The following is a 22,379-nucleotide window of genomic DNA, read 5'->3' on the forward strand; positions in this document are numbered from 1 at the left end:
CGACATGCATCAGTCCCGTGTGGGGCAGCCAAAGGGTGTTCTGAAATCATGTTGCCCGACAGGGCTGTGGAGCCTTGAGCGACGGGGTGAATATGGATTGGCTAATCGCGCGGCATGCCGCGCCGCGAAAGGCAGTTGCGCACCCATGGAAAATACGTGAGGCGCCCCTGATTCTCGCTGCTCAGCGGTTCGGCGTACGAATCTGTGGCTTATCCACCCGGTCCAGCAGCTGCAGCACTATGCGGGTGAGGGCAAAGGCCTGATCCGGGTCATAGTCGGCCAGGCTGATGTCCGCGAACAGGTGTGAGGCGCCGGGGTAGAGGAACAGCTCCGCGTCGTCGGTGGACGCGGCCAGATTCTGGGCGGCGTCCAGATCGCCGGAGTCAACAAACTCCTCATCGGCGTCCATCCCGTGGATCTGCACGGGCACTCCCGCCGGCCACGTGTCACCGTAAGTGCCCAGCGGAAGGCAGCCGCTGATCAGCACGGCGCCCCGGGCGCCCGGCCGGGTCTGCGCCAGGCGCTGGGCCGCCATCACGCCCAAAGAGAAGCCGACGTAGACCATCTCCGGCGGGAAGCGTTCAGCGATGGCCACGCTCTGCTCCACCACTGTGTCCATGCCGATTTCGCTGAGGTAGTTCAGGCCGTCTGCAAGCTCGGCAAAGGTCTGCCCGTTGTAGAGGTCCGGCACGGTCACCGTATGTCCGGCGTCGCGCAGAACCCCGGCAAAGGCGTCCATGCCCGGAGTAAGGCCCTGGGCGTGATGGAACAGCAGGATGTTGGCCATGCCGGCTCCTAGCGTTCGACGAGGATTCCATCCTCGTCGGCGTACAGCGTGGCGCCGGGACGGAAGGTGACACCGCCGAACTCTACGGGCACGTCCACTTCGCCAACAGAGTCCTTGGCGCTCTTGCGCGGGTTGGAGCCGAGCGCCTTCACGCCCAGGGGCAGCTTGGCCACGGCGGCGCGGTCCCTGATGGGTCCGTTGATGACAACGCCGGCCCAGCCGTTGGCAACGGCGGCCTCGGCAATCATGTCTCCCATGAGGGCACTGTTGAGGGATCCTGCGCCGTCCACCACCAGCACGGCACCATTGCCGGGCGAGTTGAGGACGGACTTCACCAGGCCGTTATCCTCACGGCAGCGGATCGTGCGGACCTGGCCGGTGAAGGACAGGTGCCCTCCGAGGTCCTGGAACTGCAGGGAGACGGAAGCCAAAGACTCACCGTGCTGGTCATAGAGGTCTGCTGTGCTGATTTCCATGGGACCACTGTGGCACGAGTTAATGGTTCTGCGGAACACTGGCGGCATGCGCCTTCAGGACATCCACAACCTCCAGCAGGTCGGCCACTGACTGGGCAGCGGAAGAGTCCTGGTCCCGCGGCCAGCCGCCCGGCAGGCCCTCGTTGTAATAGAGTCCGTCGCCGAGCAGGACAATGGCACGGGCAATGGCCGGATGGCCTACTTCCTCGAGGACCAGATCCATCCAGCTGCGGTGGATCCGTTCCAGCACCGCTGAGGCATCCGGATCGGAGGCCTGGGCAAGACGGACGACGCCGATCAGCGCGCGGTCCAAGGCACTGCCAACATAAACGGACTCCCGGACCAGATACCGCGACGGGCCTTCCGGGTCGGCGCGCATCCTCACAAGGTCGGCCGCAGCGAGTTCCTCGAGGCGGGAGATGAGGGCCGCGGCCATCGCTTCCTTGTTCTTGAAGTGATAGAGCAGCCCGCCCTTCGAGACTTCGGCGCGTGCAACCACGGCATCGAGGGTGGCGCCGCGTGGGCCTTCATTGATGAGCAGCTCCTCGTAGGCATCAAGGATGCGGTCCCGGGCAGGACGAGTGTTGGACATGCTTTTACGCTACGCCATCACACCGGAAAGCAGTCGCAATTTGAGAACTGTACAGTCTAGACGGTACAGTAGCTTGCCGGGCCTATCTCTGCCCAAAATCCCCCACGACTTTTAGAAGGAGGACGCCGTGACGGCCGTTCAGGAAAGGCCCGCTATCACGCGTGCAGGAAAGCGCGAATGGTGGGGACTTGCAGTCCTGATGCTGCCAGTGCTGCTGATCTCCATCGACAACAACGTCCTCAGCTTCGCCATCCCGTCACTGTCCCGGGCCCTGGCGCCCAGCGGCACGCAGCTGCTCTGGATTGTGGACATCTACGCGCTGGTGCTGGCGGGACTGCTGGTCCCGATGGGCAGCCTGGGGGACCGGATCGGCCGCCGCCGGGTGCTGATGATCGGCAGCGTAGGTTTCGGCGTCATGTCGCTGGTCGCGGCGTTTGCGCCCTCGGCCTCCATGCTGATCCTGGCCCGCGCCCTCATGGGTGTTTTCGGTGCCATGCTGATGCCTGCCACGCTGTCGCTGATCCGGAACATCTTCGCGGTACCGTCCCAGCGGCGCGTTGCGGTGGCCATCTGGGCTGCGGGGTTCTCCGGAGGGGCCGCCCTGGGGCCCATCGTGGGCGGAGTGCTGCTGGAGAACTACTGGTGGGGCTCGGTGTTCCTGCTGTCCATTCCGGTGCTGCTTCCGCTGCTGGTCTTCGGGCCCATCCTGCTGCCTGAATCCAAGGATCCGAGCCCGGGAGCCGTCGACGCGCCCGGCGTCGTGCTGGTCATGGGTGCCATGCTGTCCATCACCTACGGCATCAAGTCCTTCGCGTCCGACGGCGCCGCTCACGGACTGCCGTTCATCCTCCTCGGCCTGGTGCTGGGCACCTTGTTTGTGCGCCGGCAGCTGAGCCGCGAGAAGCCGATGCTGGACGTCCGCCTGTTCCGCAATCCGGTGTTCACCGGGTCCATCAGCGCCAACCTGCTCAGCCTCTTCGCCATGGTGGGCTTCATCTTCTTCCTCTCCCAGCACCTGCAGCTGGTGGTGGGGCAGTCACCCATCGAAGCGGGCCTGACCATGCTGCCCGGACTGGTGCTGACGGTCATCACCGGACTGGCCGTGGTGCCGCTGGTCAAGCATCTGCGCCCCGCCTACGTGGTGGCCGGCGGGCTGCTGTTCAATGCCGCCGGCTACGCTCTGGTGTTTTTCGCCGGCGAGTCCGTGACAGTACTCCAGCTGGTGGTGGCCTTCCTGTTCCTGGGCGTCGGAGTGGGCGCAGCGGAAACCATTTCCAATGACCTGATCCTCGCCAGTGTTCCGCCGTCCCGCGCCGGTTCCGCCTCGGCCATTTCCGAGACGGCCTATGAGATCGGCTCCGTCCTGGGCACCGCGGTGCTGGGCAGCATCCTCACGGCTGCGTACCGCAACGGCGTGCAGGTCCCGGCGGGACTGAGCGCCGAACAAGCCGAATCGGCCGGCCAAACCCTCGGCGGCGCCGTCGATGCAGCGCAGGCGCTGCCGCCGGAACAAGGTTCGGCTCTGCTGCACTCGGCGCAGGCCGCTTTTGATTCGGGTGTCAGTGTCACGTCCCTGATCGGCGTGGTGATCATGCTGGTGGCTGCCGCCGGCGCCGGCGTGCTGTTGCGCAAGGCTCCGGCCGGGCACTAAGTGCTGCGGCAGGATCCGTACCGTTTACGCCGATTCGCCGCGGTGAACGATCAGCACCGGACAATGGGCATGTGCCGCCAGCGTTGAGCTGACGGATCCGAGCAGCAGTCCCGCAAAGCCGCCGCGTCCGCGGTTGCCCACCACCAGCATTTCCGCCCCGCGGCTGGCTTCGATGAGGAGCTCCACCGGCAGTCCCACCAAGGCGGTCTGCTTGAGATCCACCGGGACGTCCTCCCCGAAGGCTTCCTCCACTGCCTCCTTGAGCGTCAGCTCGGCCTGGGTCTGCGGAGACCAGACTTCCGTGGGAACCGGCGGGGCCAGGGAAATGCTGTACTCCCAGACGGTCACCACCTCCAGGGAGCACCCCAGCACTGCGGCCAGGCGCCGGGCCTTCCAGAGCGCTTCAATGGAGAGCCGGGAGCCGTCCACCCCCACAACAATGCGTTTGCGGTCCTCTTCACCGTTGCTCATGGTGCATCCGTCCTTCTCAACGTTGGCTTTGGGCGTGCTGGATGGTGCCGTGCTGCCATCCTCCACCTGAATGGAGCCGCGGGGGAGGGGCCACGTACCATCAGGCCTATGTTTAGTCCGTTTCGCCGCAAGCCGGTTACCGCCATGACAACCGGGTTGTTGCTGGTTCTGGCCCTGCTCTCCGCCACCGGGCCGTTTGCCACCGATCTCTACCTGCCCTCCTTTCCGGCCATGACCGATGAGCTCGAGGCGTCCGCCACCGCAGTGCAGCTGACCCTCACCGCGTTCCTTCTCGGCATGGGGGCCGGCCAGCTGGTGTTCGGCCCGCTCTCGGACCGGTACGGCCGCTTCCGCCCGCTGTTCCTTGGATCCGCAGGCTTTGTTGTCGCGTCGGCGGTGTGCGCCCTCGCACCCAATCTGGCCGTACTCGTGGCCGGCCGGCTGCTCCAGGGGCTGTGCGCTTCGGCAGGGGTGGTTATTGCGCGCGCCATGGTTGCGGACCTGACTACGGGCGCGACGTCGGCACGCACCTTCAGCCTGCTCATGACCATCGGCGGCGTGGCGCCGGTGGTTGCGCCGACGGTGGGCGGGCTGTTGGCAGAGCACCTTGGCTGGCGCGGCGTCCTCTGGGTGCTTGCCGGGCTGGCGCTGGTGATGTTCGTGTGTGTGGCGGGTGTGCTGGCGGAATCCCAGCCCCTGCACCACCGCAGCAGCGGGCCGATGCTGGCCGGGCTGTCAGGCGTGGTCGCGAACCGCAAATTCCTCGGCTATGCCGTGCTCTTTGCCAGCACCTTTGGTGTGCTGATGGCCTACATCTCGGCCTCGCCCTTTGTGTACCAAAACCTGATGGGACTGACGGCGTCCGCCTATGGACTTGCCTTCGGAGTGAACGCCATGGGCCTGGTCGGTGCCGGATTTGTCTCCGCCCGGCTGGCCCGCCGGATACCGCCGAGGAAGACGGTCACGGCGGCGGTGTCCGTGCTGCTCACCATGTCCGTCGCTGTTCTGGTGCTGTCAGTTTCGGCTGCACCACCACTGCTCCTGGCGGTCCCCATTTTCTTCGCAGCCACCTCGGTGGGCTTCATCATGGGCAACACCACGTCACTGGCCCTCGCCGAGGTGGGCCTCGCCGCGGGCAGCGGATCGGCAGTCCTGGGCGGCGGCCAGTTCTTTGCCGGGGCACTGGTCTCCCCGCTGACGGGACTTGCCGGAGAGGAATCCGCGGTGCCGCTGGCGGTCATCATGACGCTGTCCGCACTGGTGGCCGTGGCTGCGCTGATTGCCACCCGCACACGTTCGGCCTCCGGTCGGTAGACTCGACGGACTATGCGAACCATGAACAAGTACCGAACGCTCATCGTCTGGCTCCTCATCATCGCACTGGTGGGCAGCCTCAGCGTGGGGTTCCTCGGCATGCTCTTCTGACCCGCCGGACCCCTTCCCCCGCGTGCAGCGAGACCCAACTTGAGGGCTGCCGCCTCATGGGCATAGGGTAGTAAGCATACTTACGCTTCTTGTCGGGGCGGTGAAAGTCCGCCCCAGATTGGCGTACCGCATGCAGAATGACCTACCGAAAGTGGGAAACTCTATGACCAACGGCAACACTAGCGACCAGTACACCTTCCAGAACCCCGTGGACCGCTTCCCGACCATCACGCCGCCGAAGCAGGACCAGCCCGAGCCTGGCCTGGATGCGACTCTGGAACCCAAAACGGACCGCGGCGAGGAATCCTACCGCGGCACCGGCCGGCTGGAAGGCCGCAAGGCCCTGATCACCGGCGCCGACTCAGGTATTGGCGCGGCAGTTGCCATTGCGTACGCACGTGAAGGCGCCGACGTCGCACTGGCCTACCTGCCCGAGGAAGAGGAAGACGCCCGGGAAATCGTGCGCCTCGTGGAGGAGGCTGGCCGCAAGGCTGTGGCTCTTCCCGGCGACGTGCGGGACGCGGAGTACTGCAAGCAGCTGGTTGCGGACGCCGTGGAAGCCCTCGGCGGCCTGGATATCCTCGTGAACAACGCGGGCAAGCAGGTTGCCGTGGAGAATCTTGAAGACCTCTCCGACGAGCAGCTGGATGACACGTTCAAGACCAACATCTACGCGTTCTTCCGCATTACCAAGGCTGCTCTGCCGCATCTGCCGGCCGGATCGAGCATCATCAACACCACCTCCATCCAGGCCTACAGCCCGTCACCGTTCCTGCTGGACTACGCCAGCACCAAGGCGGCCATCAACAACTTCACCAAGGGACTGTCGATGCAGCTGGCACCCAAGGGCATCCGCGTGAACGCCGTGGCACCGGGTCCGTTCTGGACGCCGCTGCAGGTTTCCGACGGCCAGCCTAAGGAAGCACTGCCGGAATTCGGCAAGGACACCGCACTGGGCCGCGCCGGACAGCCCACCGAGCTTGCCCCGGCCTACGTCTTCCTGGCGTCCCCGGAATCCAGCTACGTCATCGGTGAAACCCTGAACGTCAACGGCGGCATGCCCACCCCGTAGGGATCAGGCGTCCCGCTTAGCTCAAAAGGAACCGGCCCGCACCTCGAAAGGTGCGGGCCGGTTCTTTCGTCTGCTCCGGAAAGTCAGAACAGATCAGGCGCGGACGTCCGTGTCGCTGTAGTCGGCGCGGTCAATCCGGCGGTGATAGCGCATACCGGCAAGGCCGCCGAGCAGCGCACCGATGAGGGTCGCGGCCAGCGTTGCGGCAACGGCGAGCCAGGTTGCCGCTGTGGCCCCGTCGAGGTCATCGGGAAGGGGTGCCACAGTGTTCAGCTGGGTGATGCTGCGGATGTCGTCACCGAAGATCAGTCCGAGCACCACAACAACCAGTCCGGCGATGAGGGCCCACAGCCAAACGGCCAGACCCTGCTTGAGGCCGTTGAAACGTGCCATCCGTCCCGCCACGTACCCGCCGGCGAAGTAGGCCAGCAGCAGCACCAGCAGCAAAATGACCGTGCCAATGATGCCGGCACTCTGGTTGGCCATCGCCTGGTCCAGGGACTGGCCCAGGTCATTGTCGGTGTTGAAGTCGACGGCGGCGCCAATGGCTGCTGCCAGAGCGGACAGGAGCACCACCATTCCGGTGGCGGTCAGCCAGCCGAAGAAAGCCGCTCCGAACTTCATGCCGCCAAAACGTTCCTTTTCCATCGCCAGCAGGGCCTCGCGGTTGGCCTTGCCGGGCAGGGCACCGCCGTTTTCGGTGCTGCGAACGGCCGTGCGTCCGGAGTCGTCGCCGGTGTGGCGTCCGCCGTCCCCGGGACGGTATTCGGTGCCGTCGTCATAGTCTGCGTTGGGATCCTTGGTGTGGCTCACCGGCATCGCCTGGGTGCGCCCGCCGTCGTCGGTCTTGTTGCCGGAAGCCCCCGTCGCGGTTCCTGTTGCAGGGTTCCCGGCTGCGGTTGCTCCGGTTGCTGCGGTTGCCCCGGTCGCCGGGGAATTCTGTGCCTCGGATCCGTTGCCCGCGGGCAGGACCTGGGTTTCGTCGGCGGGAGCCAATCGGTCCGACCTGTCGCGCAGGCGTCCGCCGTCCGGGCCTGTGGAATTTCCGAAGTCGCCGGAGTTGTTGGCTCCGGCCCGGCCGTTGTTGCCTGGTTCCGTGCTCATCTGTGTCTCCTGTTGCCATCGAGTGATCGGGCTGTCAGAGCCAGCTTATAAGTATCCTTACTATTTTCTCCACTTGCCCTGGATCCCCGACTGCCCGCCTGGAACTCCGCTTTGGGACAAATTGACCGGTTTGGGAAATCCCTGCCGCGGCGGACCGGACGGATTTTCCCAAACCGGAGCAGAATCCCAAACCGGAGGGAAAACTCCGCAGCGGCAGGTCGGCATTCGGGGTTGGCGCCCAAATGAAACACTGGAGGAATGGACCCCGACATAGTCATTACCGTCATTGCCGCCCTTGCCGTCGCCGTGGGTCTCACCGGAATCATCATTCCGGTTCTGCCTGGCAGCATTCTGATCATCGCCGCATTGCTTGGCTGGGCGTTAGGCATGCAAAGTGCAGCTGCCTGGTGGACCTTCGGAGTGGGCGCGGTGCTGGCGCTGGCAGGTTTGCTCGCCAGCGCGGTGTTGACCGGCAGGAGGTTGAAGCAGCGTCAGGTCCCCAATACTTCCGTTCTGGCGGGAGTGGTGGTGGGTGTCGTGGGGATGTTCCTGATTCCCGTGGTGGGGCTCATCGTGGGGTTTGTGGCGGGTCTGCTGCTCAGTGAGTTCTTTCGCCGCCGCAGCCTGCCCGAGGCGTGGTCAGCCAGCTATGCCGCACTGAAGGCGATGGGGCTGGGCATTCTGGTGGAACTGGGCCTTGCCTTCGCCGCCGGATCCGTGTTTGCGGGCGGGATCTGGTGGCATTTCGCCAGCCGCTGACCAACCCCTGACCAGCCCTCCGCCTACGGGCTAGCCGGCGCTGACAAACTCCGCCAGCGCGGTGAGCTGGTCCAGCCGGCACTCCGGCTTCAGATACATCATGTGGCCGGCCTCGTGATAGTGGTGCGTGAACCGTGCCCGCGCAGCATCAGTCAGCCGCATGTGCGCCCAAACGTACTCGGCAGCGAAGTGGGGCGTGGCGCCGTCGTGGTAGCCGTAGTCCACGTGCACGCGCAGGTGAGGGTTGTGTGCCAGCAGCCGTTCGAGCGTTCCGGTGACATCCACGGGAACCCCTTCGAAGCTCTTGTAGCTCCAGGGCTGGACCCGGCCGGTGAGGATTTCATACGGGAGGTCATTTTCGTAGCCCAGCTCGGCCCGGACATAGTGGTTGACGGCGGCCGAGTACGGTCCGTTGATGGCCTGCAGGCTGGGGTCATCCCAGTTGATGGAATCCTGCTGGTTCGCGGGAGGTGCCGTGAACCGGCCGTCTATCCGCCCCACCACGAGGTTCTCGTTGCGCAGCAGCTCCGCGGAGAACTGGGCGTAATCCCACCGCAGGTTGGTGCGTCGGATAAACCCCTCCTCCAAGGTGGTGATTTCCGCCAGTCGGCGGACGACGTCGTCGAACTCTTCCGTGCTCAGCCGGGAACCCTGGGTCAGTGCGTAGCCGAACTCCCGTCCGGCGAATTCCTCCGCCTCGGCCACCACATCAGCCAGCGGCCGGTCTCCGTGCCGCCCGTGGAAGTGCGCAATGGCCGCGTAAGTGGGCAAATGAAGTGCGTACGGAGTGTCGCGGCCCGGAGCAAAATCCAGCGTGGCCATGTTCAGGACCGTGGAAATCAGTCCGAGCCCGTTGACGGCCAGGCCGTAGGCATCGAACAACCGTCCGGCGACGGCGACGGCACGCAGGGTCCCGTAGGACTCGCCCACCAGATACTTGGGGCTGAGCCAGCGGTTGTTGCGGGTGGTCCAGAGCCGGATGACTTCCGCCACCAGGTCCCGGTCCTCTTCAAAGCCGTGAAACTCTGCGGCCTCGTTGCCGTCCACCACCCGGGAAAACCCGGTATTGACCGGATCAATCATCACCAGGTCCGCGTGCTGCAGGATGGTTTCAGGGTTGTCCACCAAGCCAAACGGGGGAGGCGTCAGTGCCCCAACGTCCCCGGAGTCAACCATCCGGGGTCCCAGCAGACCCATGTGCAGCCACACCGAGGACGAGCCGGGGCCGCCGTTGAAGGCGAACACCACCGGACGGCGGTTGGCCTGCGGGGCAGGTGAATGCGCTTCCGCCGCCGGTTCGCCCGGATCAGCGGTGTAGGCGACGAGGAAAATCTCCGCCTTGGGCAGGAAACCGTCCGCTTTTCCGTCCTTGGTTTCTTCCCGCCGCAGCACCAGGCGTCCGGCCGTGGTGGTGTATTTCAGGCCTGTTGGAAGAGTGTGGCGGCGGACCGTGAAGTCATCGGTAACCCTCGGGTTCCTTCCTTCCGGCTCTCCGCCGTTTCCGGGGTTCTCACGGCTCTGGTGCTGATTGCCGGTGTCCTGGTGCTGCTCGTCATGGGGCATTGGAGCAGTCTAACCACTTCCTCACCTGCGGGCCGGATCAGGGTACACGTCACGATTATGTGACGCACCTTACATTTCGAAGGGGACTTGGATAGGTTCTCCCCCAGAGGTGCCGGTCTGCAACGCTGCAGGCCACGCGCCTGTTCCACCGGCAGTTTCAGGATCCTTAACGCTTCTCATCTACTCGCGCCCGCGGGGCGCTTAACCAGGGAGAATCCATGCCTTTGAACCAACGGAGCTGGCTACGTCTCGGCACGGCAGCGCTCATCGCTCCGGCACTGCTCCTCTCCGCCTGCGGCAGCCCCGATACGTCCGGCGATTCCGGGGCCGGCGCGGACGGCGGCGGCGGCACACTGTCCATTGCAACCGGCGGCACCGGTGGTGTGTACTACCCGCTGGGCGGCGGCTTTGCCACCGCTATCCGCGAGAACATCGAGGGCCATGACGCCACAGTCCAGGAAACCAATGCTTCCGTGGACAACGTGCTGCTGATAGCCAACGGGTCAGCCCAGATCGCTTTTTCGGTGGGTGACGTGGTTTCCGACGCTGTGGAAGGCGTTGGAGAGTTCGAAGGCAAGCCGCAGGAGATTTGTTCACTGGGCAACATCTACAACAACTATCTGCAGGCCGTCACCGTTGACGGCACGGGTATTACCAGCGCGGAGCAGCTTGTCGGCAAGGTTGTTTCAGTGGGAGCTCCGGGATCAGCCACTGAAGTTGGTGCACTGCGGATCCTCGAGGCTGCCGGCGTTGACCCGGACAGCGTGGAACGGCGCCAGCTGGGCGTTGCGGAAACGGTGGCAGCCCTGCGGGACGGAACCATCGACGCCGGATTCTGGTCCGGCGGACTGCCCACCGGTGCGCTGATCGATCTGGCCAGCGACGGCGATATGGTCCTGCTTCCCATCGGGCAGTATGCAGAATCCATGGCGGGAACCTACGGCGAGTACTACCTGGCCGAAGAAATCCCGGCCAACACCTATGAGGGCCAGACCGAAGCCGTCCAAGCCATCGCCTCGCCCAACCTGTTGATTGCCAGCCCCAAGATGGACGAGCAGCTGCAGCAGGACATTGCCGCTGCGCTCTTCGACAACGTTGAGCAACTCGAAAAAGTGCATCCCTCGGCCAAAGAAATGGACGCCGCCACAGCCGGTGACGTTTCCTACGTAGACACCTGTCCGGGAGCGGCGACCTACTTCGACCAGGCGGGAAGCTAGCCCTCATGCGCCGGCCGGCCACCGTCGTCGTGATGCTGGGAGTTGCAGCGGCTGCCGGACTGGCCGGCGTTGCCGGAGCCGCCGGGCCCCAGCAGCAATCCGTCGAATGGACGCTGAGCGTCAGCAATGACAGCGGCCGGCTGGCGGAGGTTCCCCTTCACGGGGATTCCTTCGCCGTTAGCTACCGGAACTCGATTTACGGCACCGTGGCCGAAGAACGCTACGAGGTCAGGCCCGACGGCAGCTATCTGCTGGTGCAGCTCGCAGCGGACCAGATGGCGGTGCTGGAGGAATACTATGCGGTGCCCGGTGCCCCCGAGGCGGCGGAACCGCCGGACAGAAGACAGTGGGTTGCTGACCCGGATCCGGCCCGTCCCGCCGCCTTCACGCGGTTGTCCCTGGCGGCCACCGACCTGGGACAGCGCACCGTCCATGCGGACGGGGCGCCGCCGCTGGAATTGTGGACGCTGGTGGACGACGGCGATCCCTTCGTGACGCTGGAACTCAAGGAGAATCAATGATCAAGCGACCCCGCGGCAGCGGCGCAGTCAAAGCTTCGGCCCAGGGTGCCGCCGGAAGCTCCGAATCTCCCACTGCATCAGATCCGCTGCTCAGATCGGAACAGCTGGGCAAAGCGGGCGACGAGGTCGTCAGCCCGCTCGAGCGCGAGAGCATCATTGACGAAGACGCCCTGATCGCCGAATTCGAGGCCGAGAAACCGGCCCGCCAGCTCAGCGGACTCCCCGCCTCGGTGATCAAGGCGTTCGGTGCAGGCCTGTCCCTGTTTGCCCTGTACTGGGTTTTCAGGCCCATGCCCACCCAGTTCTACCTGCCCATGTTCCTGGGCCTGGGACTGGCGATGACCTTTCTCGTCTACCGGGGATGGGGGCGCTCGGAAAAGGCCAAGGCGAAAGGAAAGGCCGACAACCCGCAGGTTGCAGACTGGCTGCTCGCGGTTATAGCGCTGGTGCCGTTCGTCTACATCGCCTTCAACTGGGACGGATTCTTCCGCCGGGCCATCACGCCCACCTACCTGGACCTGGTCATGGGAATCATCGCCATCCTGGTCACGCTGGAAGCCTCCCGCCGGACCGTGGGCATCCTTGTTCCCCTTGTAGTGCTGGTCTTCTTCGTCTACGCGTCCTTCGGAACCCTGGTGCCGGCACCGTTCAACACCTCGGACTTCAGCTGGATCCGGCTGGTGGGCCACAACGTGATGGGCACCCAGGGGCTGTTCGGCGTGCCCACCGACGTGGCGGCGTCGTACATCATCCTCTTCACCATCTACGGCGCAGTGCTGGCATCCTCCGGCGCCACCAAATTCTTCATTGACCTGTCCTTCTCCGCCTTCGGCCAGTCCAAATCCGGCCCCGGCCGGACGGTGACCCTGGCCGGGTTCCTGCTGGGCACGGTCTCCGGATCCGGAGTTGCCACCACGGTGACACTCGGCGGAATTTCATGGCCCCTGCTGCGCAAGGCGGGTTACCCGAAGGAACACGGCGGCGCCATCCTGGCAGCGGCCGGTATTGGTGCCATCATGTCTCCGCCCACCCTTGGAGCAGCTGCCTTCATCATTGCCGCACTGCTGGGCGTGTCCTACCTGCAGGTCCTGATCTGGGCCACGATCCCGACGCTGCTCTATTACTTCGGCATCATCCTGGCCATCGAAATGGATGCCCGCCGGTTCAAGACCAAGGCCGTCGATTTCGAGGTCAAGCCCGTCGGCAGGCTCCTGCTGCGCTTCGGTTACCACTTCAGCTCGCTGGTGGCGATTGTCGTGTTCATGATGATGGGTATGACACCGTTCCGGGCGGTGGTGTATGCCACCGGACTCGCCTTTGTCCTGAGCTTCCTGGACCGGCAGTCCTGGATGACGCCGCGGCGCATCTGGGACGCCCTGTCCGCAGGCGCAACCGGCGCACTGTCCGTCATTCCGGTCATGGCCGCCGCCGGACTGATCGTGGGCGTGATGACGTTGACCGGCCTGGGCCTGAAGCTGGCCAACATCATTGTGGACTTCGCCGGCGGAAGCCTGCTGCTGACGGCGGTTTTCTCGGCGATTTCAGTGACCCTGCTTGGCCTGGCTGTTCCGGTGACCGCCAGCTTCATCATTTCCTGGGTCATCATCGGTCCGGCACTGCAGGACGTTGGCGTTCCCGCTTTTGCCGCGGCGATGTTCATTTTCTACTACTCCGTCCTGAGCGAGGTCTCTCCTCCCACCGCACTGTCGCCGTTCGCGGCGTCAGCGATCACCGGCGGCAAGCCCATCCAAACCATGTGGCTGACCTGGCGGTACACACTCTCCGCATTCCTGGTGCCCTTCATCTTCGTGATGTCCGGACCGGGTATCGGCCTGCTGATGCAGGGAGGGCCGGCCACCGTTATCCTCGCGCTGGCCGTCTCCCTGGTGGCCGTCGCTGCTCTGGCCGTGGCGACCGGAGGATGGCTCGTTGGGCTGGCCCGCTGGCCCGAACGGGTTCTGCTGGGCATTGGTTCACTGCCGATGCTGATTATGGAACCGATGTATATCGGTATTGGTCTGGGCATTATTGCCGCGGGCGTCCTGGTGCATTTGGTCGGCCTGCGCAGGCGCGCAGGGGACACCCCCGACCAACTGCCGGACAGAAGCGCCGCTCCGCCCGCCGCCGTCGTCCGCCGAGGCAGCCACCGGGCGCCCTCACCCGTCCCGCCGGCCGCCACGGAAACGCCGTGAGTGCCGGATCTGCCGTGAAAACGCGAAAGGACGCCTCATGACCCCGTCCGTATCCCCGCTGGCTCCCGGACTCTGGGGCGTACTGGCCACGCCTTTTTACGGTCCCGCGCTGGCTGTGGACACTGAATCCCTGCGCCGGGAAGTCCAGCTGTACACGGGTCTGAACGCTGCCGGAATGGTGGTGCTGGGTGTCTTTGGCGAGGGTGCCGCATTGAGTTCCGAGGAGCAGGAACTAACCGTGCGCTCCGTTGCCCGGGACGCCGGGACATGCCCCCTGGTGGTGGGAATCTCCGCACGCAGCACCGCTCCGGCGCTTGAACAGGCTGTTGCCGCCTCCCGCGCCGCCGGCAGCAGCCTTGCCGCTTTGATGGTGCAGGTCAACAGTCCGGTCCCCGAGGTCCTCGCCGCCCATCTGAGCGCTATCCACGAGGCTACCGGTGCCGGAATTGTGCTGCAGGATTATCCAGTGGCGTCTTCGGTGCATATCAGTGCCGAGCAGATCCTCGCCGTCGTCGAACGCTGCCCGTTCATTACGGCAGTGAAGTCAGAGGCTCCTCCCACGGCCCTAGCCATCGCAAGGCTCACCCGCGGAACCCGGATTCCGGTCTTCGGAGGCCTGGGCGGAGTGGGACTGCTTGATGAACTGGCAGCGGGAGCCGCCGGAGCGATGACCGGGTTCTCGCACCCGGAAGGGCTTCTCGCCGCACTGGACGGCTTTCGCAAGGGGGGATTCCACGAGGCGCGGGCAGCCTTCGCGCCCTGGCTGCCGCTAGCCAATTTCGAAGCCCAGCCCGGTGTTGGCCTGGCCCTGCGCAAGGAGGTGCTGCGTCGGCGGGGCATTATTGCCGAAGCGTCCGTCCGTCCGCCGGCACCGTCCCTTCCGCCGGAACTGTCCGATCTCATTGAAGCCCAACTCGCAGCAGTTCGAATGGAGGTCGTCTGATGGACATTGGGTTGAAAGGCAAGAATGTGCTCATTCCGGGATCCAGTTCCGGGATCGGCCTGGCCATTGCCCGCGCACTCAGCGAGGAGGGTGCCAACGTGGTGCTCGCCGCCCGCAGGAGGGACGTTGTGGAGGCGGAGGCTGCCCGCCTGGCATCCGCCGTCGGCGTGACGGTGGATTTGAACGACGGCGGTGCCCCGGAGGAGCTGGTCCGGCTGGCGGAGGAGGCGTTTGGGCCGGTTGACGTGCTGGTGCTGAACAGCGGCGGTCCGCCGCCCGGTGCTGCCGCGGATCTGACGGCCGAGCAGGCAGCCGCGGCCGTGAACCAGCTGCTCCTCCAGCAGCTGCGGCTCACCTCCCTGGTCCTGCCCGGCATGCGCCGCCGCGGCTGGGGGCGGATTATCGCGGTGGGGTCCTCCGGAGTTCAGCAGCCGCTGCCCAACCTTGCCCTGTCCAACATGGCCCGGGCCGGCCTTGCCGGTTACCTGAAAACCCTGGCGGCTGAAGTTGCCGCTGAAGGGGTGACAGTCAACATGGTGCTTCCCGGGCGGATAGATACAGACCGCGTTGCCTCCCTGGATTCCGCCGCCGCCGCGCGGTCCGGACAAACCCCCGAAGAGGTCCGCGCAGCTTCCGAAGCCTCGATCCCCGCCGGACGGTACGGGCGCCCCGAGGAGTTTGCCGCCGTCGTCACTTTCCTCGCCGGAACCACCGCGTCCTACGTCACCGGGGAGCAGCTCCGGTGTGACGGCGGACTGGTCCGTTCCTACTAGAGAGTTCCTGCCGGACGCCTTCGTCCACTGTTGAAAGGACCGTTTCCGTGACTCCCCGTATCCTGCGCCTGTGTTCCATCCACGAGGGCAGCTCCAGCCCGGAACACCCGGTGGAAGCGCCCGCCGTCGTCCATCCACGGCGCGGCACGGCATTGGTCCGCGACCTGCTGCCGGGATTCACCGGTGATCTCCTGGCTGTGCTGAACAACGGACTGCTCGGGGACCTGGAGGACGCGGCGGAGAAAGCGGACGACGCCGTCTTCACCAATCCCGGGTCCGTCACTTACGGCGCACCCTACCGTCATCCGCGGCTCATCTGGGGCATCGGTTTGAACTATCTGGAACATGCTTCTGACCTGGCGGAAGTTGTTCCCGACGAACCGGCGTCCTTTATTAAGGGCGACCACACCGTCATTGGTCCCGGAGAAGCCATTCCTGTGCCGGAACAGAGCACACGCACCACCACGGAGGCGGAAGTGGGTGTGGTGATCGGACGGTACTGCCGCAATGTGGAACCCGAAGACGCCCTGTCCTACGTGGCCGGCCTCGTGCCGGTGCTGGACCAGACGGCGGAAGACATTCTGGAACGCAATCCGCGGTTCCTCACCCGCGCCAAGAACTTTCCGGGGTTCTTCTCCTTTGGTCCCCAAATTGTTCCGCTGGCCGAGGCCGTGGGGGAGGGGACGCTGGGGGACCTGGTGGTTTCCACCGTGGTGAACGGAGAGCAGCGGCGCACCAACACGGTGTCCCATATGCGCTATGACCCGGCCTTCCTCATCAGTTTCCACAGCAAGGTCATGCCCCTGTTTCCAGGGGACATCATTTCCACCGGCACACCGGGCGCCGTCCACATCCGGGCCGGGGATACTGCGCAATGCCGGATCAGCGGGTTTCCGGAGCTCATCAACCCCGTCACCGGCTCCGGCGGCTCCTAAGTGGCACAGGGCTCAAACCATGCAGTAATAGCCGGCGCCGGGATCGTCGGACTGGCCACGGCACTTGAACTTGCCCGGCGGGGCAACCGGGTGACGGTCCTGGACAAGGAAAGTTCCGTGGCGGCGCATCAGACCGGCAACAACTCCGGCGTCATCCACTCCGGGCTGTACTACACGCCGGGAAGCCTGAAGGCAGCCCTGGGCGCCGCCGGGGCCAGCTCCATGCGCGGCTTCGCCGAAACCCACGGCGTGGATGTGCGGATCACGGGAAAGCTCGTAGTGGCAACCCGGGAAAGCCAGCTGCCGGCCCTGAAGGAGCTGCTTCGCCGCGGAATGGAGAACGGTGTTCCCTGCCGTCTCATTGGGCCGGAAGAAGCGCGCGGCTATGAGCCGAACGTCCAATGCCTCGCGGCGCTGCGGGTGGAGTCCACCGGGATTGTGGATTACCGGGGCGTCTGCGCAGCGCTGGTCCGCCTGATCCGGGAGGCCGGGGGAGAAATTTACCTCAATGCCGAGGTGTTGGCAGTGCATTCCGACGCCGGCGGGGTCACCGTCGAGACGGATGCCGGAACCTTCCGGGGCCATCAGTTCGTGAACTGCGCGGGGTTGCACAGCGACCGCGTTGCACGCCTGGCCGGAATCCGGCCCGACGTGCGGATCATCCCGTTCCGCGGCGAGTACTTTGAGCTAACTCCGCAGGCACAGCATCTGGTGAACGGGCTGATCTACCCGGTGCCGGATCCAGCCTTTCCGTTTCTGGGCGTCCATCTGACCAAAATGACCACAGGATCCGTACACGCCGGTCCGAATGCCGTTTTTGCCCTGGCCCGGGAGGGATACACCTGGCTTACGGTCAACCCGCGGGATGTGCTGGACAGCGCCGCCTGGCCGGGACTCTGGAAACTGGGAGCAAAGTTCTGGAGGGTGGGACTTTCTGAAACCGCCCGGTCACTGTCACGGAAACGCTTCCTTGCCGGACTGCGCGAACTGGTGCCGGCTCTTCCGGATGACTGCCTCGTGCCGGCACATGCCGGGGTGCGGGCACAGGCCATGCGGCGGGACGAAACCCTGGTGGATGACTTTTTGTATGAGCGGGCGCCCCGGCAGATTCACGTGCTCAATGCACCGTCTCCGGCGGCCACGGCAGCGCTGGAAATTGGCCGCCTGATCGCCAATGAACTCACCGGAATTCAATAGTAAGTATGCTGATTACTCTTCCCCTGCGGGGGTTGCCGCGGCTACGTTGAGGGTACGCGCACCGGCTCGCCTGCTGCCAAAGCGGTGCCGAAGCGGGTGCTCCAACCCCTCACGGAGGTATCTATGTTTTTCCACAAGCAGGAACTCCAATTCAAGTCCACGCCCGACAAGCCCGACGCCGTCTATGCCCGCAAGCTTCAGGAGGTGCTTGGCGGCCAGTACGGTGAAATTACGGTTGCCCTGCAATATGAATTCCAAGCCTGGAACACGCACATTCCCGGCAAATACCGCGACCTGCTCTTCGGAATCGGGGCAGAGGAAATGGGCCACGTGGAGATGCTGGCCGTCATGATTGCCCAGCTGCTGGAGAAGGCGCCGCTGGGAATCACGGAAGACGCCGTCCAGAATGATCCAACAGTGGCGGCGGTGGTCGGAGGGATGGACGTGCAGCATGCCATCGTGGCCGGTGCCGGCGCGCGTCCGGTGGATTCCAACGGCAATCCCTGGCAGGGCAGCTACATCACCGCCAGCGGTAACCTGTTGGCCGACTTCACGGCGAATGCCAACGCCGAAATGCAGGGCAGGCTCGCTGTTGCCCGGCTCTACCATATGACCGATGACCATGGTGTCCGGGACCTTCTGTCCTTTCTGCTGGCCCGCGACACCATGCACCAGAACCAGTGGCTGGCGGCGGCCAGGGAGCTCCAGGCCGAAGGCGCTGAATCCCTTCCGGTGCCGTCCAACTTCCCGATCAAGAAGGAAGAACGCTCCGTCTCGTACCAGTATTTGAACTTCTCGGACGGAAAGACTGCTTCGGAAGGTTCATGGGCTTCCGGCCCCACTCCGGACGGACACGGTGAGTTCACCTACCATGACGGGCCGACGACGTCGGCCCCCATGCCCCCTCCCACCAGGGTGGACGCGCGTTACTACGGCACCACTGATTTGCCGAACGTAGTCGAAAAGGTGGCGGGCAGCGTTCAGGACAAGCTGCACAAGGAGTAACTGAAGAGCTGATGCCGGGGCTGCCGCCGTCCACAGGTCCGGCGGCAGCCCCGGCATCCACATGGCAGTAAGCGGTCCGGCGGCGGGCTCATCAGGGGAGGTGTGGCGCTGTGGTTCGTCCGGTACTGGCTGAAGCCGGATACATCCTGCCGCTCAAATGGAACGACGGCGGGGACCTTGCCTCGCTTTGCCGGTATCTGGAAGAGCTGAGCCAGTGGATCTCCGTCCTGGTGGTTGACGGTTCTCCCGCCCCTCAATTCTCCCTGCATGCAAAGGTTTTCCCCGCGGCCGTACGGCATTGCCGCCCTCATCCGCTGGGTTTGGCGAACGGAAAGGTCGAGGGCGTGCTGACGGGGGTACAGCTCAGCGCGTTTGAATACCTGGTGATTGCCGACGACGATGTGCGGTACACCCGCGAGTCTCTCGAGCGTGTGGTCGCGCTGCTCGAAAACGCCGACGCCGTCCGCCCCCAGAATTATTTCGCGGACGCAAAACCGTGGCATGCCCGCTGGGATACCGCCCGAACACTGATCAACAGGGCGCTCGGCTCTGACTATCCCGGGACGCTGGCCATCCGCAAGTCAACGCTGCACGCGGCCGGCGGCTACAGCGGTGACGTCCTCTTCGAAAATCTGGAACTGCTCCGCACCATCCGGGCCGCGGGCGGCCGCGAAATTCGGGCGGATGACCTGTTTGTCGCCCGGATCTGCTGTTCAGCCCGTCACTTCTGGGGCCAGCGGGTGCGCCAGGCCTATGACGACTTCGCCCAGCCGGGGCGCCTTGCTGCCGAGGCTGCGCTGCTGCCGCTGCTGCTGATGCTCCGGAAGGAACCGGCACGGCTGGCGATGGTTGCGGCAATCAGCGTCATGACAGCCGAGATTGGCCGGCGCCGGGCGGGCGGAGCGCGGGTGTTCAAGGCGGACGCTGCTCTGTGGGCTCCGCTGTGGGTGGCGGAGCGTGCGGTCAGCATCTGGCTGGCGGTGGGCTGGCGGCTGACGGGCGGAGTTCCCTACGCGGGGAAACGGCTCCTCACCGCCGGACACTCCCAGCGCCGGCTCCGAAAGATCATTTGACGCGATACCGCTGCACCTCCGTCGCTGCTGCATCTGCGGCGCCGAGTCACACTCCGGGCAAGCCTGTGTTTTATGTCACAATTCCGGTATCTTATCCGCAAGGTGCATACCGAACGTTCTTTCAGTTATTCCAGCCCTCCGGATGAACAATGGAGTTTTTCATGAGCAGCAGCATCGCGGGAGCCCCCGCCGCCGGCAAGATGTCACGGGAGGAACGCAAGGTCCTCGCGGGAACCCTCGTGGGCACCACCATCGAATGGTACGACTTCTTTATCTACGCCCAGGCAGCCGGCCTGGTCCTGGCAACGCTCTATTTCGGCCCGGTCAGCGAAGGACCGCTGGGACAGGTGGTGTCCTTCGCAACCATCGGCATCAGCTTCCTGTTCCGGCCGCTGGGCGCCGTTGTCGCCGGGCACCTCGGTGACAAGCTCGGCCGCAAGAAGATGCTCGTCTTCACCCTGCTGATGATGGGTGCTTCGACGGCACTCATCGGGCTCGTTCCCACCTACGCCCAGATCGGCGTTGCGGCTCCCATCCTGCTCGTGCTGCTGCGCATCCTGCAGGGCTTCTCGGCGGGCGGCGAGTGGGGCGGTGCGGCCCTGTTGTCCGTGGAGCACGCACCCGTGAATAAGCGCGGACTCTTCGGCGCCTACCCGCAGATCGGCGTGCCGATCGGCATGATCCTGGCGACGTTCGTCATGTACGTGCTCAGCACCAGCCTCACCGAAGAGCAGTTCCTGTCCTGGGGCTGGCGCATCCCGTTCCTGTTCTCCGTGGTGCTGATCGGGGTGGGGTACTTCATCCGCCGGTCCGTGGATGAGAGCCCGGTCTTCCTGGAAATCCAGGAGCGCAAGAAGGAATCCTCCGCGCCGCTGGCCCAGCTGTTCAAGCACAACACCCGCGAAGTTGTCCTCAGCGCCCTGATCTTCATTGCCAACAACGCCGCCGGATACCTGGTCATCGCGTTTTTCGCTTCCTATGCCACCGGCAAGGCAGACGACGGCGGGCTGGGGATGCACCGCCCCTCAGTGCTGCTGGCCACCACCTTGGGATCCTTCGGCTGGCTGATCTTCACCATGTACGGCGGGATTCTCTCGGACCGGATCGGCAGGATCCGGACCTTCCAGATCGGCTACGCCTGGGTGTTCCTCTGGGCCGTACCCATGTTCCTGCTCATCGACACCGCCAACATCGTCCTGTTCGCCGTCGCCATCTTTGTGCTGACCATCGGATTGGGTTTGTCCTACGGCCCGCAGTCGGCGCTGTACGCCGAGATGTTCCCCGCCCGGGTCCGGTACTCCGGGGTGTCCATCGGCTATGCGCTGGGTGCAATCCTTGGCGGCGCTTTTGCTCCCACCATCGCGCAGATGCTGCTCAATGAAACCGGATGGTCGCCGTCCATCGGCATCTACATCATGGTGCTTTGCGTCATCTCCTTCGCTGCGGTGAGCATGGTGAAGGAAACCCGGGGTGCTGACCTGCACGTCGATGAAGTGCACAAGAGCAAGCGGTGAAAATCCGGGGAGCGGTGCTCGAGGAGATCGGCAGGACACCCAACTACGCGGATTCCAAGCCACTGACCATCTGTGACCTGGAACTGGATGAGCCCGCCGGCGATGAAATCCGGGTCCGGATCGAATGCGCCGGGATCTGCCATTCGGATTTGTCCGTGGTCAACGGCGACAGGGTGCGCCCGGTGCCCATGCTTCTGGGCCATGAGGCCGCCGGCATTGTGGAAAGTGTCGGAGACTCCGTGACGGAGCTCGTCCCCGGTGACCGCGTTGTCATGACGTTCCTTCCCCGGTGCGGGGAATGCCGCGGGTGCCGGTCCAACGGGCTCCTTCCCTGCACTGAGGGAACCGCCTCCAACACCAAGGGAACCCTGCTGTCGGGACAGGTCCGGCTGCACCGCGGCGGCGAAGACGTGCTGCATCATCTGGGCGTTTCCGGCTTCGCCACCCACGCCGTCGTGGACAAGCGGTCGGTGGTGAAGGTGGGCGCCGATGTGCCGCCGGAGGTCGCCGCCTTGCTGGGCTGCGCCGTCCTCACCGGAGGCGGGGCTGTGCTCAACCTGGCCAAACCAAAGCCGGGGGACACCCTGATGGTGGTGGGCCTGGGCGGTGTGGGAATGGCTGCCCTGCTCACGGCACGCGCCCTCGGCGCCGAGGTCATTGGGATCGACGCGAATGAGGAAAAGCTGGGGCAGGCCCAGGCTCTGGGCGCTGCGGAGGCCTACACGCCGGCGGCCGCGGCTGAGCTTGGCATCACGGCGTCCACCGTGGTGGAAGCTGCCGGCAATGCCCGGGCCTTTGAGACCGCTGTGGCGCTGACCGAGCCCGGCGGCACCACCATTACCGTGGGACTGCCGGCTCCGACGGCCCTGGCGCAGATTTCACCGCTCACCCTGGTGGCTGAGGCCCGGACCATTATCGGCAGTTATCTGGGATCAGCCGTTCCTTCCCGTGATGTGCCCATCTTTGCCGACCTCTGGCGCCAGGGACGGCTGCCGGTGGAGAAGCTGGTGTCGGCCCGGATTCCGCTGGAGGGCATCAACGCTGCCATGGACGATCTCGCCGAAGGCCGGGCCCTGCGCCAGATCATCCATTTCGACGGGGAATGACTA

At 64.9% G+C, this 22,379-nt stretch carries 21 protein-coding genes; 15 read left to right on the forward strand and 6 right to left on the reverse strand.

Features of this window, described 5'->3' with window-relative positions:
- Positions 1 to 181: 181 nt before the first annotated feature.
- From CXQ89_RS01960 to CXQ89_RS01970, 3 genes are read right to left on the reverse strand one after another with little or no spacing between them, the layout of a single operon-like run.
- Positions 182 to 787: a dienelactone hydrolase family protein gene (locus tag CXQ89_RS01960; protein ID WP_104160113.1), complete on the reverse strand. Its 606-nt coding sequence runs from the start codon at positions 785 to 787 to the stop codon at positions 182 to 184.
- 8 nt (positions 788 to 795) lie between these two features.
- Entirely contained in the window at positions 796 to 1,263 is a 468-nt protein-coding gene (gene rraA, locus CXQ89_RS01965; RefSeq protein ID WP_104160114.1) for a ribonuclease E activity regulator RraA, read from the reverse strand.
- 19 nt (positions 1,264 to 1,282) lie between these two features.
- A complete protein-coding gene (locus CXQ89_RS01970) occupies positions 1,283 to 1,855 on the reverse strand; it encodes a TetR/AcrR family transcriptional regulator (RefSeq protein ID WP_104160115.1) in 573 nt (190 codons plus the stop codon).
- Between the two features lie 127 nt (positions 1,856 to 1,982).
- Between CXQ89_RS01970 and CXQ89_RS01975 the strand changes: the two genes are divergently transcribed.
- On the forward strand, positions 1,983 to 3,506 hold the full coding sequence (locus tag CXQ89_RS01975; protein ID WP_258059800.1) for an MFS transporter: 1,524 nt from the start codon (positions 1,983 to 1,985) through the stop codon (positions 3,504 to 3,506).
- A gap of 24 nt (positions 3,507 to 3,530) precedes the next feature.
- On the opposite strand, the gene CXQ89_RS01980 is transcribed toward CXQ89_RS01975, so the two are convergent.
- Entirely contained in the window at positions 3,531 to 3,977 is a 447-nt protein-coding gene (locus CXQ89_RS01980; RefSeq protein ID WP_104160116.1) for a universal stress protein, read from the reverse strand.
- A 108-nt stretch (positions 3,978 to 4,085) separates the two neighbouring features.
- Between CXQ89_RS01980 and CXQ89_RS01985 the strand changes: the two genes are divergently transcribed.
- On the forward strand, positions 4,086 to 5,291 hold the full coding sequence (locus CXQ89_RS01985) for a multidrug effflux MFS transporter (protein WP_104160117.1): 1,206 nt from the start codon (positions 4,086 to 4,088) through the stop codon (positions 5,289 to 5,291).
- Between the two features lie 274 nt (positions 5,292 to 5,565).
- Positions 5,566 to 6,474, forward strand: a complete 909-nt coding sequence (locus CXQ89_RS01990; protein ID WP_181032203.1) for an SDR family oxidoreductase — start codon at positions 5,566 to 5,568, stop codon at positions 6,472 to 6,474.
- Positions 6,475 to 6,567: 93 nt separating this feature from the next.
- On the opposite strand, the gene CXQ89_RS01995 is transcribed toward CXQ89_RS01990, so the two are convergent.
- A complete protein-coding gene (locus tag CXQ89_RS01995; protein ID WP_104160119.1) occupies positions 6,568 to 7,578 on the reverse strand; it encodes a YrzE family protein in 1,011 nt (336 codons plus the stop codon).
- 258 nt (positions 7,579 to 7,836) lie between these two features.
- Here CXQ89_RS01995 and CXQ89_RS02000 point away from each other — a divergent pair, with 258 nt between their 5' ends.
- Entirely contained in the window at positions 7,837 to 8,337 is a 501-nt protein-coding gene (locus CXQ89_RS02000; protein WP_104053302.1) for a DUF456 domain-containing protein, read from the forward strand.
- A 30-nt stretch (positions 8,338 to 8,367) separates the two neighbouring features.
- On the opposite strand, the gene CXQ89_RS02005 is transcribed toward CXQ89_RS02000, so the two are convergent.
- Complete coding sequence (locus CXQ89_RS02005; RefSeq protein ID WP_146067180.1) at positions 8,368 to 9,900, reverse strand: S10 family peptidase; 1,533 nt, start codon at positions 9,898 to 9,900, stop codon at positions 8,368 to 8,370.
- A gap of 218 nt (positions 9,901 to 10,118) precedes the next feature.
- Here CXQ89_RS02005 and CXQ89_RS02010 point away from each other — a divergent pair, with 218 nt between their 5' ends.
- From CXQ89_RS02010 to CXQ89_RS02060, 11 genes are all read left to right on the forward strand, one after another.
- Complete coding sequence (locus CXQ89_RS02010; RefSeq protein WP_104160120.1) at positions 10,119 to 11,117, forward strand: TAXI family TRAP transporter solute-binding subunit; 999 nt, start codon at positions 10,119 to 10,121, stop codon at positions 11,115 to 11,117.
- Between the two features lie 5 nt (positions 11,118 to 11,122).
- Entirely contained in the window at positions 11,123 to 11,638 is a 516-nt protein-coding gene (locus tag CXQ89_RS02015; RefSeq protein WP_104160121.1) for a hypothetical protein, read from the forward strand.
- Positions 11,635 to 13,830, forward strand: a complete 2,196-nt coding sequence (locus CXQ89_RS02020; RefSeq protein WP_104053299.1) for a TRAP transporter fused permease subunit — start codon at positions 11,635 to 11,637, stop codon at positions 13,828 to 13,830. The genes CXQ89_RS02015 and CXQ89_RS02020 overlap by 4 nt, the downstream gene beginning before the upstream one ends.
- A gap of 37 nt (positions 13,831 to 13,867) precedes the next feature.
- The gene (locus CXQ89_RS02025) at positions 13,868 to 14,773 is read left to right on the forward strand and encodes a dihydrodipicolinate synthase family protein (protein ID WP_104160122.1); all 906 of its coding nucleotides are present in this window, start codon (positions 13,868 to 13,870) and stop codon (positions 14,771 to 14,773) included.
- Positions 14,773 to 15,546, forward strand: a complete 774-nt coding sequence (locus tag CXQ89_RS02030) for an SDR family oxidoreductase (RefSeq protein ID WP_104160123.1) — start codon at positions 14,773 to 14,775, stop codon at positions 15,544 to 15,546. The genes CXQ89_RS02025 and CXQ89_RS02030 overlap by 1 nt, the downstream gene beginning before the upstream one ends.
- 47 nt (positions 15,547 to 15,593) lie before the next feature.
- Positions 15,594 to 16,481 carry a fumarylacetoacetate hydrolase family protein gene (locus CXQ89_RS02035; protein WP_258059802.1) on the forward strand — a complete coding sequence of 296 codons (888 nt, stop codon included), beginning with the start codon at positions 15,594 to 15,596 and terminating at the stop codon, positions 16,479 to 16,481.
- The gene (lhgO, locus tag CXQ89_RS02040) at positions 16,482 to 17,678 is read left to right on the forward strand and encodes an L-2-hydroxyglutarate oxidase (protein WP_104160124.1); all 1,197 of its coding nucleotides are present in this window, start codon (positions 16,482 to 16,484) and stop codon (positions 17,676 to 17,678) included.
- A gap of 123 nt (positions 17,679 to 17,801) precedes the next feature.
- Positions 17,802 to 18,683, forward strand: a complete 882-nt coding sequence (locus CXQ89_RS02045; RefSeq protein ID WP_104053295.1) for a manganese catalase family protein — start codon at positions 17,802 to 17,804, stop codon at positions 18,681 to 18,683.
- 110 nt (positions 18,684 to 18,793) lie between these two features.
- Positions 18,794 to 19,756 carry a glycosyltransferase family 2 protein gene (locus CXQ89_RS02050; protein ID WP_104053294.1) on the forward strand — a complete coding sequence of 321 codons (963 nt, stop codon included), beginning with the start codon at positions 18,794 to 18,796 and terminating at the stop codon, positions 19,754 to 19,756.
- Between the two features lie 161 nt (positions 19,757 to 19,917).
- The gene (locus tag CXQ89_RS02055; protein ID WP_104053732.1) at positions 19,918 to 21,270 is read left to right on the forward strand and encodes an MFS transporter; all 1,353 of its coding nucleotides are present in this window, start codon (positions 19,918 to 19,920) and stop codon (positions 21,268 to 21,270) included.
- On the forward strand, positions 21,267 to 22,376 hold the full coding sequence (locus tag CXQ89_RS02060) for an alcohol dehydrogenase catalytic domain-containing protein (protein WP_104053293.1): 1,110 nt from the start codon (positions 21,267 to 21,269) through the stop codon (positions 22,374 to 22,376). Before CXQ89_RS02055 ends, CXQ89_RS02060 begins: the two co-directional genes overlap by 4 nt.
- Positions 22,377 to 22,379: the final 3 nt, after the last annotated feature.

It is taken from the genome of Arthrobacter sp. ZGTC212 (assembly GCF_002929255.1).
Lineage (GTDB): Bacteria > Actinomycetota > Actinomycetes > Actinomycetales > Micrococcaceae > Arthrobacter_B > Arthrobacter_B sunyaminii.